Below are 17,679 nucleotides of genomic sequence, written 5' to 3' on the forward strand. Positions count from 1 at the left end.
CTGCCGCTAGGGAACGTCGCCCGTGGGCGCCAGCGCGGGCCACAGCGCGATGACCCGGTCGGCGACCGCGCGCACGTCCAGGTCACCGGTGTCCACGACCAGGGTTCCGGGTGGGTCGGATGCCGCTATCTCCTCCAACTGGCGTGCGCTCCTGGCCAGTTGCTCACCGATCCGGCCGCCGATCCCCCGGCGTGTCACCCGCTCCCGCAGTACGTCCAGGCACGCGGTGAGCCGTACCACCGTGAACGCCGCGGCAGGCACCGCCTCGGCGATCCACGGCAACTCCTGCCGCAGGTCCGCGAAGACCCCGGTCAGCATCAGCCGATGATGGCCGAGGTCCGCGTAGTTCGCCCACACCGCGGCGAGGTTGCGGCGGGCCATCTCCCACACCGGCAGCCCCGGCACCGGCCAGGGCTGGATGCGGTCCAACTCGTCGCAGTCGAGGACGGCGTGAGCCATGGAGTCCGCGGCCAGCCGACGCGACACCTCGTACACGGTGGAGCTCTTGCCCACACCCGCCGCGCCGCAGATGACGAGCACGTCCACCGTGTCCGGGATGTTTCCGCCGCTTCGCCCGCCCGTTTCGGACCCCATGGCGCGCCAGTCTGGTCCGGACCGTGGTACACCGCCAGAGCGCAACCTCAAATCCGGCTCTGAACCGCCCGGTTGGGCGTCCGCCTCCCGCCCCGGCCCGGGTGTCCGACGGCCATCGGATCCCAACGGCCGAAATTCCAGGGCGGATTGTCAGTGGGATCCAGTAGAACACCCTTATGTGGGTTTCCCTGGTCGCCGTCGCCTGGGTGGCGGCGCTGATGTCCTGCGCGCGGCTGTGCCGGGCGGCGATGGCCGCCGCCCGGGAGTCCCCGGCACCCGCCTACGGCCCCGACCGCGCGGCGGCCGGGGAACCGGAACTGGGCCTGTACGAGGCGGCGTTCCTCGCCGGTGGGCCGAGCCGGGTCACCGATCTGGCGATGGTGGCGATGTCCCGGCAGCGGCGGCTGCTGCTCGCCCACACCGGCTGGGCGACGGTGGTGGACCCGGTCGGCCGCGATGAGGTGGAGCGTTCGCTGATCGCCTCGATAGGTCCCGGCGGCCAGTCCCTCATACCGGCGGTGCGCGCGGTGCACGCCGCCGCCGACTGCGTGCGCGCGCTCGGTGAGCGGCTGGCCTCGGCCGGTCTGGCCGTGCCCGCGGCGGTCCGGGACGGGATGACGGCCGGGATCCGGCAGACGTGGGCCGCCACCGTGCTGGTGTGCGCGCTGCTGGCCGCCTCCACCGGCATCAACCGGCCCGGCGGGGACGCCTCGGACCCGCTGTGGTTCGTGCTGCCGCTGCTGTTGACCGTGGGCTGTCTGGTCATCGCCCGGATCGAGGCGCATCCGTACACCCGTTGGGCCTCGCCCGCGGGCCAGGAACTGCTGCGGGCGATACCCGTGCCCCGGCTGCGGCACCGCCGAGGCGGTGGTGCCGCGGTGCCGGGGCTGACCGGTCGCTCGGACGACCGCACGCCGCTGATGACGCTCGCGCTGTGCGGGCCGGCGGTGCTGCGGGACCCGGCGTTGCGCGCGGCGCTGGGCGGTTCACGCCAGGTGGCGTGAACCCCGGCCTGCGGCCGGGCTGTTGACCGGGATCGTCAGCCGGTCGCGGTCGGTTGGTACCGCCGGGCTCCGACGTCGCGGTTGCTCGCCGTCTCGGCTGAACCTCCTGCCGCCGCGACGGCACGCGACCACGGCGGCGCAGGTCGGCGGTACAACCGGCCGCACACCCCGGGCCGAACGACCCGCCGGGAAGCCGCTACGCCAAACCCGCGACCAGTTCGGAGACGGCCTTGCGGCGGCCCGTGTAGAACGGGACCTCCTCGCGGACGTGGCGGCGCGCCTCGGAGCCGCGCAGGTGCCGCATCAGGTCGACGATCCGGTACAGCTCGTCGGCCTCGAAGGCCAGGATCCACTCGTAGTCACCGAGGGAGAAGGAGGCGACCGTGTTGGCGCGCACATCCGGGAAGCCGCGGGCCATCTTGCCGTGGTCGGCGAGCATCCGCCGCCGGTCCTCGTCGGGCAGCAGGTACCACTCGTAGGACCGCACGAACGGGTAGACGCTCACGTAGTCGCGCGGCGTCTCGTCGGCGAGGAACGCCGGGATGTGCGACCGGTTGAACTCGGCCGGGCGGTGCAGCGCCATGTTCGACCAGACCGGCTCCAGGGCGCGGCCGAGCCGGGTGCGCCGGAAGAGGTTGTACGCCTCCTGGAGCGCGTCCGAGCTCTCGGAGTGCCACCAGATCATGACGTCGGCGTCGGCGCGCAGACCGGACACGTCGTAGGTGCCGCGTACCGTGACGTCCTTCGCGGCGAGCTGCTCGAACAGTTCCTCGACCTCGTCCGCGTAGCCGGAGCGGTCCTCGGGCAGCGGGGAGCGCAGCCGGAACACCGACCAGAGGGTGTAGCGGATCACTTCGTTGAGGTCACGGGCCTTCTTGCCCGCGTTGGGGGCCTTGGCGGGGGCAGCATTCTCGGTCATGCGGCTATTCTCCCGCGCCGCCCTCGATGCCCGTCCGCAGGGTGCCCGTCGAGCGTCCGGCGAGGGTCCGCAGCACCTGGTCGGCGGCCTTGCGGGCGCTGGCGACGCAGGCCGGGATGCCCACGCCGTCGTAGACCGCGCCGCACACCGACATGCCGGGAAGCTTGGCGACCTGCTCGCGGACCCGGGCCACCCGCTCCAGGTGGCCGACCGGGTACTGCGGCAGCCCGCCGTCCCATCGGGTCACCCGGGCCGCGACGGGTGCCGCGCTGATCCCGGCGGCGGCGGCGAGGTCCTCCCGGGACAGCCGCACCAGGTCGGTGTCGTCCCAGGCCAGGTCGTCCTCCTCGCCGTACCTGCCGACCGAGGTGCGCAGCACGAAGGTGTCCGCTCCGGCCTCCTCGAGCCAGCCCCACTTGCGGCTGGAGAACGTGGACGCCTTGATGGTGTTGCGGTCCACCGGGGGCACCAGGAAGCCGCTGCCGGCGGGCATGTTCAGCAGGTCACGGCGGCGGAACGCCATGGTGACCAGCGCGACGCTGGCGTACTCCACGGTGCCCAACTCGGCCGCGGCGGCGGGCGATTCGGCGGCCAGCAGCCGGGCCGCGACCGGCGCGGGCACGGCGAGCACCACCGCGTCGGCCGCCAGCGCCGATCGGCCGCCGGTCCCCTCGATGACCGCCTGCCAGCCGGAGGCGGTGCGGCGCAGCTCGCGCACCTCGGTACCGGTCCTGATGTCCGCGCCCGCCGCTCGGCACGCCTGCGCGACCGCCACGGGCAGCCGCCCCACGCCGCCGCGCACGCCCATGAACACGGGTCCGTCCTGCCCGGCCGCGGCGGCCCGGCGCTGGCTGTCGCGCACCGCCTCGATCAGCGAGCGCCGACCGCGTGCCGCCTCGTAGAGCTGCGGGACGGCGGCGCGCAGCGAGATCTGGTAGGCGTTGCCCGCGTAGACCCCGCCGAGCAGCGGCTCGACCAGCCGGTCCACCACCTCCCGGCCGAGCCGGGCGGCCACGTACTCGCCGATCGCGATGTCCTCGCCGACCTCGGTGCGCGGCAGTACATGGTCCAAGGGCAGCCGGGCCAGGCCCGCGGGCGAGAGCACCCCGGAGGCGGACAGCGGTCCCAGGTCGCCGGGTACGCCCATGATGTGGCCGGTCGGCATCGGCCGCAGCCGACCGCGGGTCCACAGCGCGGCCCGAGCGGTGGCGGGCGGCTCCAACTCGTCGCCGAGCCCGGCCTCGCGGGCCAGTTCCACCGCCTCCGGGCGCCGCGCGAGCATCGACTCCGCGCCGAGGTCGACCGGCACCCCGGCGATTTCGTCGGCGTACAGCTTGCCGCCGAGCCGGGCCGACGACTCCAGCACCGTCACCCTGGCACCGCCGGTGACGAGGCGGAAAGCGGCGGCCAGTCCCGAGATCCCACCGCCGACCACGAGTACGTGCCCCGCGCCGGATCCGTGCTCGGGCCGCTCCCGCACCGCGTTCATGCCCTCCACTGTGCCACCGCCGTCAACGAGCCTCGGTCGTCTGGTGGACGAACTCCACGAGCCGGGTGAGCGCGTCCGGCTCCGTGTTGGGCAGCACGCCGTGCCCGAGGTTGAAGACGTGGCCGGGCGCGGCCTTGGCCGAGTCCAGCACCTCGCGCGCCTTGGCCCGTACGGCCTGCTCGGGGGCGAACAGCACGGCGGGGTCCAGGTTGCCCTGGAGCGCCTTGTCCGCTCCGACCCGGCGGGTGGCCTCGGCGAGCGGTACCCGCCAGTCGACGCCGACCACGTCCGCGCCCGCCTCTCCCATGAGGCCGAGCAACTCGCCGGTGCCGACGCCGAAGTGGATGCGGGGCACGCCGTAGGACGCGACGGCGTCGAAGACCTTCGCCGAGGCGGGCATGACGGAGCGCCGGTAGTCCTCGGGGGCGAGCGCGCCGACCCAGGAGTCGAACAGCTGGACGGCCGAGGCGCCCGCCTCGATCTGCACCCTCAGGAACGCGGCGGTGATGTCGGCGAGCCGGTCGAGCAGGTCCGCCCACAGCTGCGGGTCGCCGTACATCAGCGCCTTGGTGCGCTCGTGGTTGCGGGACGGGCCGCCCTCGACGAGGTAGCTCGCCAGGGTGAACGGCGCGCCCGCGAAGCCGATCAGCGGGGTGCCGCCGAGTTCGCCGGTCAGCATGCCGATCGCCTCGGTGACGTAGCTGACGTCGTCCGGTTCCAGCGGACGCAGCCGGTCGAGGTCGGCGCGGGTCCTGATCGGCTCGGCGACCACCGGGCCGACGCCCGGCTTGATGTCGAGGTCGAGGCCGATGGCCTTGAGCGGAACGACGATGTCGCTGAAGTAGATGGCGGCGTCGACGCCGTGGCGCCGTACCGGTTGCAGCGTGATCTCGGTGACGAGGTCGGGGCGCATGCACGATTCGAGCATCGCGGTGCCCTCGCGCACCTTGCGGTACTCGGGCAGCGAACGCCCGGCCTGCCGCATGAACCACACCGGGGTGTGCGGCACCGGCTCGCGTCGACACGCCCGGATGAACGCCGAATCGGCGGTCCGGTGGCGTGCTTGGTCTGTCCGCTGCTGAGCATTCACGGATGAATCTTCGCACGCGCCGAATGTCCACCGAATGCCGACCGCGTGTCAGCCGAAGGGGCGACCCGCCCATACCGGTGTTCCTCCCGTGCCGATGGGTGCCAGCGGCCTAGTCTTCCGGGCATGGTCGCGGCTCAGGGGCACCTCGTGGACGAGGATGGGGCACCGCTCGTATTCCAGCGGGCGGTGGAGACACTGGAAGCGGCCCGGACGCGGGCCGAGGTGGAACTGGCGCAGATCCCGGCCCCCAAACGGCTGGCCCCGCACGCGTACGCGGTGGAGGCCTCGGTGGTCGTCGAGGGGGAGGAACTGGCGGACGGCAGGCTGGTGCTGCTGCACGACCCGGCCGGGCAGGACACCTGGCACGGTACCTTCCGGGTGGTCACGCTGGCCCGAGCGGAGCTGGAACCGGAGATGGCGGCCGATCCACTGCTGCCGGACGTGTGCTGGTCCTGGCTGACCGGGGCGCTGGCCGCGCGCGGTGCGGCGTACAGCGAACCGAGCGGCACCGTCTCGTGCAGTTCCTCGCACCACTTCGGGGCGCTGGCGGACCGGGCGGCCAGCACGGAGATCGAGGTCCGGGCGTCCTGGACGCCCGCCGACACATCGGCCGGGTTCCCCGACATGGCGGCGCACCTGGTGGCGTGGTGCGAGTTGCTGTGCACCAGTGCCGGGTTGCCTCCGGCGCTGGGCGAAGGGGGTGGCGACGGGGTGGTGTCGCTGCCGAACCGGCGTGGCCCGCGATAACGATCCACGGTAACGGTCGGTTGCCGTACGGCGGACCGAATGTCCTTGGCTGATCGAACCGTTGGCTCTTTTGTTCGGAATCGATCAGCCTCGTATCCGACTTGCCCGGATTGTTACGGAATAAATCGTGATCTTTCCCTAAAGGACCGTTCCGATACTGCCGAAGAGGACTGTGACCTTTATCCCCACGGAGCACCGGCCCCCTCCCCCGTCGGCCGGTCCGGTTCCGCCACGTCACAGGAGGCCCGGTGTCGGTTCTTCTCGACCACCCCACAAGCCTGGTCGCCTACCGCCCGATCAAGCCGACGGCCATGGTCGTCGTCGCCGACCCGCGCGTCCGCAGCACTGTCACCCGGCATCTGTGGGCACTCGGCGTGCGCGACGTCATCGAGGCGTCGTCGATCGCGGAGGCCCGCCCCCGGGTCGGCACCCCGCGCGACATCTGCGTCGCCGATGTGCACCTGCCCGACGGCTCCGGGCTCACCCTCCTCGCCGAGACCAGGGCCGCGGGCTGGCCCAACGGACTCGCCCTGTCCGCCGCCGACGACATCGGCGCGGTGCGCAACGCGCTGGCCGGTGGCGTCAAGGGCTACGTCGTCACCGGCACCCGTACGAATGTAGGTCTCGCGCAGCGACCCGGCGCCGCCCCGATCGGGGCACCCGGCGCCCGCCTCCAGCGCCGCCCACCGGGCGCTCCCGGCCACCCCGGCGGCTACCGGGAGCTGTCGGGGCGCGAGGTGGAGGTGCTCCGGCTGGTGGCCGAGGGGCAGTCCAACAAGGCGATCGGTGTGTCGATGGGGCTGTCCGCCCTCACCGTCAAGAGCCATCTGGCCCGTATCGCCCGAAAGCTCGGCACCGGAGACCGTGCCGGAATGGTGGCCGTGGCACTGCGCACCGGCATCATCCACTGAGCCCGAACCGTACGGCGGTCAGCGCGCCCGTTCGTGGAACGTTCCATCGACGGGCGCGACGCATGAGCCGTCCCGGCTACCCTTGACGAGTGACCGACGCCCGAGAGACCGCAGCAAGCGAAGCAATCCCGGCGCCGGTCCCGCTGCTGGACCCGCGCGAGGGCATCCCGCCGGTGACCGACAGCCCGGAGGCGCTCGCCGCAGTCGTGTCGGCATTCGCCGCGGGCACCGGTCCCGTCGCCGTCGACGCCGAGCGCGCTTCCGGCTACCGCTACGGGCAGCGGGCCTACCTGGTCCAGCTGCGCCGCGCCGGAGCAGGGACCGCGCTGATCGACCCCGTCGCCTGTCCTGACCTGTCCGCGCTGGGCGAGGCCCTCGCCGACACCGAGTGGGTGCTGCACGCGGCCACCCAGGACCTGCCGTGCCTGGCCGAGATAGGGATGCGGCCGGGCCGGATCTTCGACACCGAGCTTGCCGGACGGCTGGCGGGCTTCGCCCGGGTGGGCCTGGGCGCCATGGTGGAGAACGTGCTCGGCTACGCCCTGGAGAAGGGCCACTCGGCCGTCGACTGGTCCACCCGCCCGCTGCCCGAGCCGTGGTTGCGCTATGCCGCGCTCGACGTGGAACTGCTGGTCGACCTGCGCGACGCGTTGGAGGCCGAGCTGCGAGAGCAGGGCAAGCTGGAGTGGGCGCTTCAGGAGTTCGCGGCGATCGCCGCCGCGCCGCCGCCCGCGCCGCGCACCGACCCCTGGCGCCGCACCTCGGGCATGCACAAGGTTCGGCGGCGCCGACAGCTCGGCGTGGTACGGGAGTTGTGGACGGTACGGGACGAGATCGCGCGGCAGCGCGACGTCTCGCCGGGGCGGGTGCTGACCGACGCCGCGATCGTGGCGGCGGCACTGGCGATGCCGCCCAATGTGCACGCGCTCGCCGCGCTGCCCGGTTTCGGCAACCGGATGGGCCGCCGCCAACTGGACGTCTGGCAGGCCGCGGTGGACCGGGCGCGGGCGCTGCCCGAGCGGGACCAGCCGCAGCTCGGGCCGGTGCAGGGAGGTCCGCCGCCGCCGCGCTCGTGGACCGACAAGGACCCGGCGGCGGCAGCCCGCCTCAGCGCCGCCCGCGCGGCGGTCACCGCGTTGGCGGAGCGGCTCAATGTGCCGCAGGAGAACCTGGTGGCGCCGGACGCGGTACGGCGGGTGTGCTGGGAGCCGCCGGCGGAGCCGAACGCGGCGGCGATCGCCGAGCGGCTCGCGGAGCGGGCCGCGCGCCCATGGCAGATCGAACTCGTCTCGGACGTGATCGCGCGGGCGCTGACGGCGGTTCAGGCCGAGTCCTGACGATCGGCCGCCCCCGCGGTCCTCGCGAACGGGTTCTCCCGCCCGCCGACCTGATTACCGTCGGCCTTTGCTTGACGGGGCGCACGGCCGCGCACGTCCGGTCGGCGGTGCGCTGCGGGTTTTCACCCACCCACCCCGCCGCGTTCGCAGCCCACGCTCCCGGTCCGTGCCGAACCGTGCGCGACGGCAGGCGAGAGGCCGAGGGCAGACGGGTGGACGGGTGGGCGTGGCCCCAGGGCAGACCGGTCGGCCAGGTGGGAGGCAGCGCCCCGGACCTGCGGGGAATGTGACGTTCACCGCTTACCGCGGGGGGACTGTCCACACTGGTTACCCGCAAGTAGCATGACCGTGTGAGCCGCCGCTGCTTCGCCATGCGGCGTCCTCTGCCGGGCTGCCCAGCCACACCGCGCGCCGCGGAGCGCCGCGCGCCCGGCGGCGAGCGAACACGAATGAGGGAGAGCCAACGTGCCTCGTACCGCTAGGGACGTCGTCTTCGTTGACGGCGTCCGCACCCCGTTCGGCAAGGCGGGCCCCAAGGGCATCTACCACGAGACCCGCGCCGACGACCTGGTGATCAAGTGCATCCGGGAGCTGCTGCGGCGCAACCCGGACCTGCCGGCGGAGCGGATCGACGAGGTCGCCGTCGCCGCCACCACGCAGATCGGCGACCAGGGCCTGACCCTGGGCCGTACCGCGGGCATCCTCGCCGGGCTCCCGAAGACCGTTCCCGGCTTCTCCATCGACCGCATGTGCGCGGGCGCGATGACCGCGGTCACCACGACCTCGGGCGGCATCGCCTTCGGCGCGTACGACGTGGTCGTCGCCGGTGGTGTCGAGCACATGGGCCGCCACCCGATGGGTGAGGGCGTGGACCCCAACCCGCGCTTCGTCTCCGAGAAGCTGGTCGACGAGTCCGCCCTGTTCATGGGCATGACGGCGGAGAACCTGCACGACCGCTTCCCGCACCTGACCAAGCAGCGGGCCGACGAGTACTCGGTGCGCAGCCAGGAGAAGGCCGCCAAGGCGTACGCCAACGGCAAGATCCAGCAGGACCTGGTGCCGATCTCGGTGCGCCGCACCAACCCCGAGGCGGGCGAGACCGGTTGGGGTCTGGCCACCGCCGACGAGCCGATGCGCCCGGGCACCACGCTGGAGAACCTGGCGAGCCTCAAGACCCCGTTCCGCGCCCACGGCCGGGTGACCGCCGGAAACGCCGCGGGCCTCAACGACGGTGCCACCGCCTCCCTGCTGGCGGCCGAGGACGTCGCGAACGAGCTGGGCCTGCCGGTCAAGATGCGGCTGGTCAGCTACGCGTTCGCCGGTGTCGAGCCCGAGGTGATGGGCATCGGTCCGGTTCCGGCGACCGAGAAGGCGCTGGCCAAGGCGGGCCTGTCGATCTCCGACATCGGCCTGTTCGAGGTCAACGAGGCGTTCGCCGTGCAGGTGCTCGCCTTCCTCGACCACTACGGCATCGCTGACGACGACCCGCGCGTCAACCAGTACGGCGGCGCGATCGCGTTCGGCCACCCGCTGGCCTCCTCCGGTGTGCGGCTCATGACGCAGCTGGCCCGCCAGTTCGAGGAGCAGCCGCAGGTCCGCTACGGCCTGACCACCATGTGCGTCGGCTTCGGCATGGGCGGGACCGTCATCTGGGAGAACCCGCACTGGGAGGGCAAGTGAGCACCACCGCTGAGCTGTTGAAGGGGGCGGCCGAGCTGTTCCCTGACGAGGTCGTCACCCAGGCGCACGTACGCCACCTCGAACTGCCGCGGGGCGCGGGCAAGTTCGCGCTGATCACGCTGGACAACGGCCTGGACCACACCAAGCCGACCACCTTCGGCCCGCAGTCGCTCGCCAACCTCAACACGGCGATCGACCAGGTGGAGAAGGAGGCCGCGGACGGCGAGATCGTCGGTGTGGGCATCACCGGCAAGCCGTTCATCTTCGCGGTCGGCGCCGACCTCAAGGGCGTCGAGCTGCTGAAGCGGCACGAGGACGCGCTGGCCATCGGCAAGGGCGGCCACGACGTCTTCAAGCGGCTGTCCGCGCTCGCCGTTCCCACCTTCGCGTACTACAACGGCGCGGCGATGGGCGGCGGTGTCGAGGTCGGTCTGCACTGCTCGTACCGCACGGTCTCCAAGGCGCTGCCCGCGTTCTCGCTGCCCGAGGTCTTCCTCGGCCTGGTGCCGGGCTGGGGCGGCTGCACGCTGCTGCCGAACCTGATCGGCGCGGACCGCGCGGTGAGCGTCATCATCGAGAACTCGCTCAACCAGAACAAGCAGCTCAAGGGCAAGCAGGTCTTCGAACTCGGCATCGCCGACGCGATCTTCGAGGGTGCGGACTTCCTGGAGCAGTCGCTGGCCTGGACCGCGTCCGTACTCAAGGGCGAGACCGAGGTCGTACGGGCCGAGGTGGACCGCGGCGAGGCCTGGGACCAGGCCGTGGCGCGCGGCCGGTTCATCGCCGACGGCAAGGTGCACGGCGCCGCCCCGGCCGCGTACCGCGCGCTGGACATCATCGCGGGCGCCAGGAACGGGGACCTGCGGCAGGGCTTCGACGCCGAGGACCAGGCGCTCGCCGACCTGATCATGGGCGGCGAACTGCGCGCCGGGATCTACTCGTTCAACCTGGTGCAGAAGCGCGGCAAGCGCCCGGCCGGTGCGCCGGACAAGAACCTGGCCCGCCCGGTCGGCAAGGTCGGCGTGGTCGGCGCCGGTCTGATGGCCTCCCAGCTGGCGCTGCTGTTCGCCCGCCGCCTCGAGGTGCCGGTCGTGCTGACCGACATCGACCAGGAGCGGGTCGACAAGGGCGTGTCCTACGTCCACGGCGAGATCGACAAGCTGCTCGCCAAGGGCCGGGTGAACAACGACAAGGCCAACCGGCTCAAGGCCCTGGTGTCCGGCTCCCTGGACAAGGCGGCCGCCTTCGGCGACGCGGACTTCGTCATCGAGGCCGTCTTCGAGGAGATGGGCGTCAAGCAGAAGGTGTTCGCCGAGGTGGAGGCGGTCGTCGGACCGGACACCATCCTGGCGACCAACACCTCCTCGCTGTCGGTGAGCGAGATGGCGTCGAAGCTCCAGCACCCGGAGCGGGTCGTCGGCTTCCACTTCTTCAACCCGGTCGCGGTGCTGCCGCTGCTGGAGATCGTGCGCGGCGAGAAGACCGACGACGCCTCGCTGGCCACCGCCTTCGGTGTGGCGAAGAAGCTGAAGAAGACCGCGGTGCTGGTCAAGGACGCCCCGGCGTTCGTGGTCAACCGGATCCTGACCCGTTTCATGGGCGAGATCCAGAACGTCATCGACGAGGGCACCTCGGTCGAGGTCGCCGAGAAGGCCATCGAGCCGCTCGGTCTGCCGATGTCCCCGCTGGTGCTGCTGGAGCTGGTCGGCCCGGCGATCGGCCTGCACGTGTCGGAGACGCTGCACGGCGCCTTCCCCGACCGCTTCACGGTCTCGCCGAACCTGGCCGCGGTGGTCAAGGCGGGCAAGCGCGGCTTCTACGTCTACGACTCCGGCAAGCCGGAGCTGGACCCCGAGGTCGCGGCGCTGCTGGAGCAGGGCGACGTCAAGCTCACCGAGGAGCAGGTGCGCGACCGGGTGCTGGACGCGGTGGCGCAGGAGATCGGCCTGATGCTCGACGAGGGCGTGGTGGCCGAGGCGCAGGACATCGACCTGTGCCTGATCACCGGCGCGGGCTGGCCGTTCCACCTGGGCGGCATCACTCCGTACCTGGACCGCGAGGGCGTCTCGGAGCGGGTGAACGGCAAGCGGTTCCTCGCCCCGGGCGTCGCCAGCGTCCCGGCGTAACCGGGTGACACGCGAGGGCCGCCCGGGAGTTGTCCCCTCCCGGGCGGCCCTTTCGCGTCCTCGCTTCAACCCGGCGTTCTGCCGGGTGGTCCGCACAGGGCGGCGGTCAGGTCCTTCACCAGCACCGTGCGCGCGTGGTCGTCCAGGGCGATCCGGCCCCGGTCGGTGAGCCCGCAGACCGTTTCGGCGACCGTGGTGACCACATCGCCGACCAGCGCCTGGCGGTGCCGGGCGTCAAGGGCCGCCAGCTGCCTGCGCCGCATGATCACGGCGACCTCGGGCGCGTAGTCGATGCGCATCGGCCGGGCCGAGACGATCTCGATGCCCACCGGGCGCATCTCCTCCATCAGTGCCAGGGTCAGGGCGTCACCCACGTGGTCGGTGTCGCGCAGTGTCCGCGAGCGGGTGCGGAAGTCGTCGGTGGGCAGCCGGGAGAGCACCCGGGTCACCGCGCACTCCATCTGGTCGCGCAGGTAGACGACGTGGTTGTCGACGGCGAAGCAGGCCCGGGCGGTGTCCCGTACCCGCCAGACCAGCAGCACCGTCGCGTGCAGCCGGGTGCCGTCGGCGTCCACGGCCTCGATGGGCCGACTGCGCCAGTGGCGCAGCGCCACGTCCACCCGGCGCCTGGTCAGCAGCGGATTGATCCACAGCAGTCCGGTGCGCCGTACGGTGCCGCGGTAGCCGCCGCACCAGGTCAGCACCCAAACGCTGCCGGGTCGGCCGCGGTTGAGCCCGCCGACGGCGATCGCGCCCAGCGCGGCGAGCAGCATCACGGCGCCCCAGGTCGCGTAGTCGGCTCCGTAACCCGGGCTGCCGGGCAGCACCTCGTACCCGGCGACCCGGTCCGGGAGCACACCCCGCCACCACAGCAGCCACAGCGCGGCGCCCGCGGCGGCGGCGCCGGTGCTGACCGCCAACCAGCCCGGCAGACAGGGGCCTTGGCGTTCGGTCGGCTCGGTGGCGGTGGGTGCCCGTTCCGTGGCAGCGGCGACAGATCCGGCGAACACCGGTAGCACCATGGCTCCGCCCTCCGTCATCCAGCCGCCCAGCACCTAGGGGTCCATCCTGCGAGACATCCGGTGCGAAACGGCAGAAGACAGGCTGCGCGAGTCGGATTATGTGTTTTTAATGCTCCCGTTGGCGGAACGGAGGCGCCGTCAGCCCGCCGACGGTGTACGGGACGGCGCACTCGGCGCGGAGGCGGTGGCGGACGGCTTGGCGGGCGCCGAAGGGGAAGCCGAAGCGGAAGCGGACGGCGACGGCTGGGTGTCGGCGAGGGCCGCCGCCTGCTCCACCAGGGAGACCAGCTTGGCCGGGGTCAGCCCGTCCTTGGCCGGGGACACCGTTTGGCCGTTGATCTGCAGCACCGGTACGTCGCCGAGACCGTCCTGCTGGTACTTCTTCTGCGAGGCGATGACCCAGCCGCCGTGGTCGTCGTCGTTCACACAGGGCACGAACTCGGAAGCCTGGAGCTTCTCCGACTTGGGAAGCCCCGGCAGCTTCTCCGCCAGCTTCTCCAGGTACGCGGCGCTGGCGAACCTGTCGTGCGCCCGGGCGGGCTGGTGCTTCCACAACTGCTTGACGTAGGCCTCGAACTGGTCCTTGCCCTGGTCCTGGGCGCAGGCCACCGCGTTGGCGGCCATCGCGGAGCCCTTGCCGCCCAGCTTGGCGTCGGTCGAGGTGACCAGGCGGTACTCGATCCTGGCCTGGCCGGAGTTGAGCAGCCGGTCGAAGGTGCTGGCGTAGCTCTCCGCGAACGTCTTGGACTGCGGGCTGCGCATGTCCATGTACACCGTGAGGGTCACCGGCACCGCGGGGTTGATCGGAATGCTCAGCGGAGCCGCGCTGGGGACACCGTTCGGCGGCTTGACGGTGGTGTTCTTACCGGCCCGTACGTGCGCGCCGATCACCGCGGACACCACGAAGATCGCCGCGACCGCGACGATCGCCGCCGAGTAGGGACGCCAGCGGTGCCAGCCGCCGCGGGAGCCCGCCGTACCCGAAGCCGTCGGCTCAACCTGCCCGGTGGCCTCCTGTGGCCCCTTGGACTCTGCCATCACGCGTCCCATCACTTCCTGCGTTGCCCTACCGCGCCTGTATACCACCGCCCCTGGAGGCGGGACCGTGCCAGGGTAGGCCCATGACCTTTGAACCACTGGTTGTCGTGGACGCGGCCAACACTGTGGGGGCCGTGCCGGACGGCTGGTGGCGGGACCGGCACGGCGCCAGCGAGCGGCTGCGCGACGCCCTGGTGCCGCTGGCCGAGCGGGGCTTCCCGGAAGACGCCGACGTACCCGAGTGGGCGAAGAACACACCACTGGAAGTGGTCCTGGTCGTCGAGGGCGCGGCGCGCGACGTGGCCTCGGTGCCTGAGGTGCGGGTGGAGGCGGCGCCGGGCAGCGGTGACGACCGGATGGTGGAGCTGCTGGAGCGGGCCGCCCGTCAGGCCCCCGGCCGCCCGCTGCTGCTGGTCACCGCCGACCGGGCGCTGCGCGAGCGGGCCGCGGCCCACGGCGTGGTCTGCGTGGGGCCGCGGTCGGTGCGGCCATGACGGCCTGACGCGCTAGGACCGCCGGACGTAGAGCACGGCGCCGTCGGCGGTGGCGGTGCGGTGGTAGCCCGCCAGCAGGTGGCGGAAGGCGGGGATGTGCGCCGGGCCGTACGGCTGGCCGCGCGAGTCGTCCACGATCAGGGCGGGCGGGCGGCGTTCCATCTCCTGCCGGAAGGTGCGCCAGGCGCCCGGCACCGCGTACTCCTCGCCGACCCGCGCGCCGCCGCGGCCGCCGCTGAAGTTGGTGAGGAACCCGGCGGTCAGATAACGGCTGGCGGGCGCGCGGCCGGACAGCCAGTAGTCCTCGGGGTGCATGCCCCAGACCAGAACCGTCTCCCCCGGCGCGGTGCGGTGCGCGATCGCGGCGGCGACCCGGCTCGCGTGGTCCAGGTCGCCGTGCGGCGCCGCCAGCCCCCAGACCGTGAAGCCGCAGGCCGCCAGCGCGGTCCATCCGGCGGCCGGGCGCCACCAGCGCGGCAGCCGGCGCAGGGCGGCCACCCCGAGCAGCACCAGCGGTGGCAGCAGCTGCAGGTAGTAGTGGCCGTAGAACTGGAAACCGGTGGTGACCGCGACCGCCGAAGCGGCCAGCCATATCCACAGGTCGGACTCGGCGAACCGGCGACGCCTGGCCAGCAGGTACAGCGCCGGGACCACGGCCCCCGCACAGGCGGCGGCCAGGATCCCCGTGTTGCCGAGCGCCCGCCCGACGGCGACCAGCCAGGCACCGCTCACCGACAGGTAGGACCCCGAGCCGGTCACCGTCCAGAACAGGAACCGGTGCGCCCCCAGTACGAGCGCCACGGCGAGCCCCGGCACCAGGAAGCCGACCGCGAGACCGCCCAGCGCCCGCGCCCGGCCAGGACCGGACCGCCACAGCAGCCAGACCACCGGCAGCAGCACCGCGCCGCCGGTCTGCTTGGTGAGCGCCGCGCCCGCCACGGCGAGCCCCGCGAGCGCACCCCAGCGCGCCGCCGACCGGCCGCGGGCGAGATCCGCGCAGAGAAAGGCCGCCACCGTCCACGGGAGCATGAAGACCTCGAAGGTCGCGGCCTGGCTGTCCTCGGGGGAGAGCCCCACGGAGACCAGCAGATGGCCGATGCCCGCGGTCGCACCCGCCAGGTTCCCCCAGCGGCGCCGGGCGAGGGCGGCCAGCAGCGCCGCGGTGACCAGTTGGGCGAGCACCGCGGCGATCCGAAGCGGCGTCAGCGAGGCGTCCCCGAACAGCCAGAACGCGCCCTGGTACAGCCAGGGCAGCAGCGGTGGTTTGCGGTCCACCACCGTGTCGTAGAGCACGCCGCCGTGCGCCAGCATCCGCGCCTGGGTGGCGAGGAACCCCTCGTCGGGGTTCCAGATCGGGCGCAGGAAGGACGGCAGTCGGGTCAGGGCGGCCAGCACGGCGAGCACCGGCAGCAGCCGCACCCAGTAGTGGCCGGAGCCGGTACGGGCCACCGCGGTCCCGTCGCCCCGCTGCGACGGCAGCCGCGCCGTCGTGACACCGGCGGTCTCGGGGGCGGCAGGCATGCGGTCCAACGTACCGGGCGGCGGTCCGGACTGGGAAACGAGGCGTGTCCGGTCAGCCGCGCAGGCCGAGGCGGCTGTGCCGCCGCCCGTAGGCGAAGTACAGGAGGAAGCCGACGACCATCCAGACGGCGAACCGCAGCCAGGTCTCCGCGGGCAGGTTGAGCATCAGCCACAGCGAGGCGCACACCGACAGCACCGGGATGACCGGAACCCACGGGGTACGGAAGGAGCGCGGCAGATCCGGCCGCGTCCGGCGCAGGATCACCACACCCACCGCGACCACCACGAACGCGAACAGTGTGCCGATGTTCACCAGTTCCGACAGCTCCGCGATGCTGGTGAAACCGGCCACCACCGCGACCACCAGACCGAGCAGCAGGGTGGCCCGGTAGGGGGTGCCGAACCGCGGGTGGACCTGCGAGAAGAACCTCGGCAGCAGTCCGTCCCGGCTCATCGCGAAGAACACCCGGCTCTGGCCGAGCAGCAGGATCATGCAGACCGAGGTGAGGCCGACGGCCGCGCCGAAGCTGATCACCCCGGACCAGACCGGCGCGTGGTTCACCTTGAAGGCGTCGGAGAGCGGGGCTTCCACCGACAGCCGGCTGTACTTCTGCATGCCGGTGACGACGACGGACACCGCGACGTACAGGACCGTGCACACGGCCAGCGAGCCGAGGATGCCCAGCGGGACGTCCCGCGCGGGGTTCCTGGTCTCCTCGGCGGCGGTCGCCACGATGTCGAAGCCGATGAACGCGAAGAACACCACGGCGGCGGCGGTGAACACGCCCCACACGCCGAAGGTCGTCGGCTTGTACCCGAAGATCAGCTGGACCAGCGGTGCGCCGAGCCCCGAGGAGGCGCCGCCGGCCCGTTGCGCGGCGGGCAGGAACGGCATGTAGTTGGCGCTGCTGACGTAGAACGCCCCGGCGACGATCACGATCAGCACCACGATCACCTTGATCCCCACGATCAGCGAGGTGAGCCGGGCGGACAGCTTCATCCCGGCGACCAGCACCCCGGTGAGCACCAGCACCAGCAGGAAGGCCATCAGGTCGAACTCCCCGCCGGCGCCGACCCCGGTCAGCCCGCGCGGCAGGCGGAGCCCCGCTGTGTCCAGCAGCGACCTGATGTACCCGGACCAGCCGACCGCCACCACCGCACAGCCCAGGGCGAGTTCGAGGATCAGGTCCCAGCCGATGATCCACGCGGGCAGCTCGCCGATCGAGGCGTACGAGAAGGTGTACGCGGATCCGGCGACCGGCACGGTGGAGGCGAACTCCGCGTAGCACAGGGCGGCCAGCGCGCACACCACGCCCGCGGCGACGAACGACAGGGCGACCGCGGGCCCGGCGTAGGACCTGGCCACCTGGCCGGTGAGGACGAAGATGCCGGTGCCGATGATGACGCCGACGCCGAAGACGGTCAGGTCAAGGGCGGACAGCGACTTGCGGAGGGCGTGTTCGGGCTCCTCGGTGTCCTGGATCGACTGCTCGACGGACTTCGTGCGGAACATCGGGTTCCGCGACCGGATCGCGGGCTGTGGCGTTCTGGCATCCATCGACGCACCTCCACGGTTGTCCTGCCCACATGGTCGGGACGGCCGGTCTGCCAGCCCGGCACCCGGATGGCCAGGTCACCCGAAAGGGCACGCATGCAGATGCGCCGATGGGCCGGGCGGACCACTCCTCGCAGTGGTCCGCCCAGCCC

The 17,679-nt window shown here is 72.4% G+C and carries 15 protein-coding genes; 7 read left to right on the plus strand and 8 right to left on the minus strand.

Annotated features, from left to right (window positions below; genetic code table 11):
- Positions 1-6: 6 nt before the first annotated feature.
- The gene (locus tag O5O46_RS18105; protein ID WP_269856509.1) at positions 7-594 is read right to left on the minus strand and encodes a hypothetical protein; all 588 of its coding nucleotides are present in this window, start codon (positions 592-594) and stop codon (positions 7-9) included.
- A gap of 176 nt (positions 595-770) precedes the next feature.
- Between O5O46_RS18105 and O5O46_RS18110 the strand changes: the two genes are divergently transcribed.
- On the plus strand, positions 771-1,598 hold the full coding sequence (locus O5O46_RS18110) for a TIGR04222 domain-containing membrane protein (protein WP_269856510.1): 828 nt from the start codon (positions 771-773) through the stop codon (positions 1,596-1,598).
- Positions 1,599-1,794: 196 nt separating this feature from the next.
- Here the strand turns inward: O5O46_RS18110 and hemQ are convergent, their stop codons facing one another.
- The 3 genes from hemQ to hemE are packed head-to-tail and all read right to left on the minus strand — an operon-like array spanning position 1,795 to position 5,096.
- On the minus strand, positions 1,795-2,517 hold the full coding sequence (hemQ, locus tag O5O46_RS18115) for a hydrogen peroxide-dependent heme synthase (protein WP_269856511.1): 723 nt from the start codon (positions 2,515-2,517) through the stop codon (positions 1,795-1,797).
- Positions 2,518-2,521: 4 nt separating this feature from the next.
- The gene (hemG, locus tag O5O46_RS18120; RefSeq protein WP_269856512.1) at positions 2,522-4,006 is read right to left on the minus strand and encodes a protoporphyrinogen oxidase; all 1,485 of its coding nucleotides are present in this window, start codon (positions 4,004-4,006) and stop codon (positions 2,522-2,524) included.
- Positions 4,007-4,028: 22 nt separating this feature from the next.
- Entirely contained in the window at positions 4,029-5,096 is a 1,068-nt protein-coding gene (gene hemE, locus O5O46_RS18125) for a uroporphyrinogen decarboxylase (protein ID WP_269856513.1), read from the minus strand.
- 123 nt (positions 5,097-5,219) lie between these two features.
- Here hemE and O5O46_RS18130 point away from each other — a divergent pair, with 123 nt between their 5' ends.
- The 5 genes from O5O46_RS18130 to O5O46_RS18150 all read left to right on the plus strand — a co-directional run bounded on the left by O5O46_RS18130 (position 5,220) and on the right by O5O46_RS18150 (position 11,897).
- Positions 5,220-5,843 carry a DUF3000 domain-containing protein gene (locus tag O5O46_RS18130; protein WP_269856514.1) on the plus strand — a complete coding sequence of 208 codons (624 nt, stop codon included), beginning with the start codon at positions 5,220-5,222 and terminating at the stop codon, positions 5,841-5,843.
- Positions 5,844-6,091: 248 nt separating this feature from the next.
- Positions 6,092-6,754, plus strand: coding sequence for a response regulator transcription factor (locus tag O5O46_RS18135; protein ID WP_255930217.1), 663 nt, complete (start codon positions 6,092-6,094; stop codon positions 6,752-6,754).
- 89 nt (positions 6,755-6,843) lie between these two features.
- A complete protein-coding gene (locus O5O46_RS18140) occupies positions 6,844-8,091 on the plus strand; it encodes an HRDC domain-containing protein (protein ID WP_269856515.1) in 1,248 nt (415 codons plus the stop codon).
- A gap of 465 nt (positions 8,092-8,556) precedes the next feature.
- Positions 8,557-9,771, plus strand: coding sequence for a thiolase family protein (locus O5O46_RS18145; protein WP_269856516.1), 1,215 nt, complete (start codon positions 8,557-8,559; stop codon positions 9,769-9,771).
- On the plus strand, positions 9,768-11,897 hold the full coding sequence (locus O5O46_RS18150; RefSeq protein WP_269856517.1) for a 3-hydroxyacyl-CoA dehydrogenase NAD-binding domain-containing protein: 2,130 nt from the start codon (positions 9,768-9,770) through the stop codon (positions 11,895-11,897). The genes O5O46_RS18145 and O5O46_RS18150 overlap by 4 nt, the downstream gene beginning before the upstream one ends.
- A 65-nt stretch (positions 11,898-11,962) precedes the next feature.
- Here the strand turns inward: O5O46_RS18150 and O5O46_RS18155 are convergent, their stop codons facing one another.
- Both O5O46_RS18155 and O5O46_RS18160 read right to left on the minus strand, forming a co-directional pair.
- Positions 11,963-12,937, minus strand: a complete 975-nt coding sequence (locus O5O46_RS18155) for an SPFH domain-containing protein (RefSeq protein WP_269856518.1) — start codon at positions 12,935-12,937, stop codon at positions 11,963-11,965.
- Positions 12,938-13,057: 120 nt separating this feature from the next.
- Positions 13,058-13,957, minus strand: coding sequence for a DsbA family protein (locus O5O46_RS18160; protein ID WP_269856519.1), 900 nt, complete (start codon positions 13,955-13,957; stop codon positions 13,058-13,060).
- Between the two features lie 83 nt (positions 13,958-14,040).
- Here O5O46_RS18160 and O5O46_RS18165 point away from each other — a divergent pair, with 83 nt between their 5' ends.
- Positions 14,041-14,451, plus strand: coding sequence for a PIN domain-containing protein (locus O5O46_RS18165; RefSeq protein ID WP_269856520.1), 411 nt, complete (start codon positions 14,041-14,043; stop codon positions 14,449-14,451).
- Between the two features lie 12 nt (positions 14,452-14,463).
- Here the strand turns inward: O5O46_RS18165 and O5O46_RS18170 are convergent, their stop codons facing one another.
- Positions 14,464-15,972, minus strand: coding sequence for an ArnT family glycosyltransferase (locus O5O46_RS18170; protein WP_269856521.1), 1,509 nt, complete (start codon positions 15,970-15,972; stop codon positions 14,464-14,466).
- A gap of 52 nt (positions 15,973-16,024) precedes the next feature.
- Entirely contained in the window at positions 16,025-17,485 is a 1,461-nt protein-coding gene (locus O5O46_RS18175; RefSeq protein WP_269856522.1) for an amino acid permease, read from the minus strand.
- Positions 17,486-17,679: the final 194 nt, after the last annotated feature.

Source organism: Streptomyces sp. RPT161, assembly GCF_027533845.1.
In the GTDB taxonomy this organism is placed as follows: Bacteria; Actinomycetota; Actinomycetes; order Streptomycetales; family Streptomycetaceae; genus Streptantibioticus_A; species Streptantibioticus_A silvisoli_A.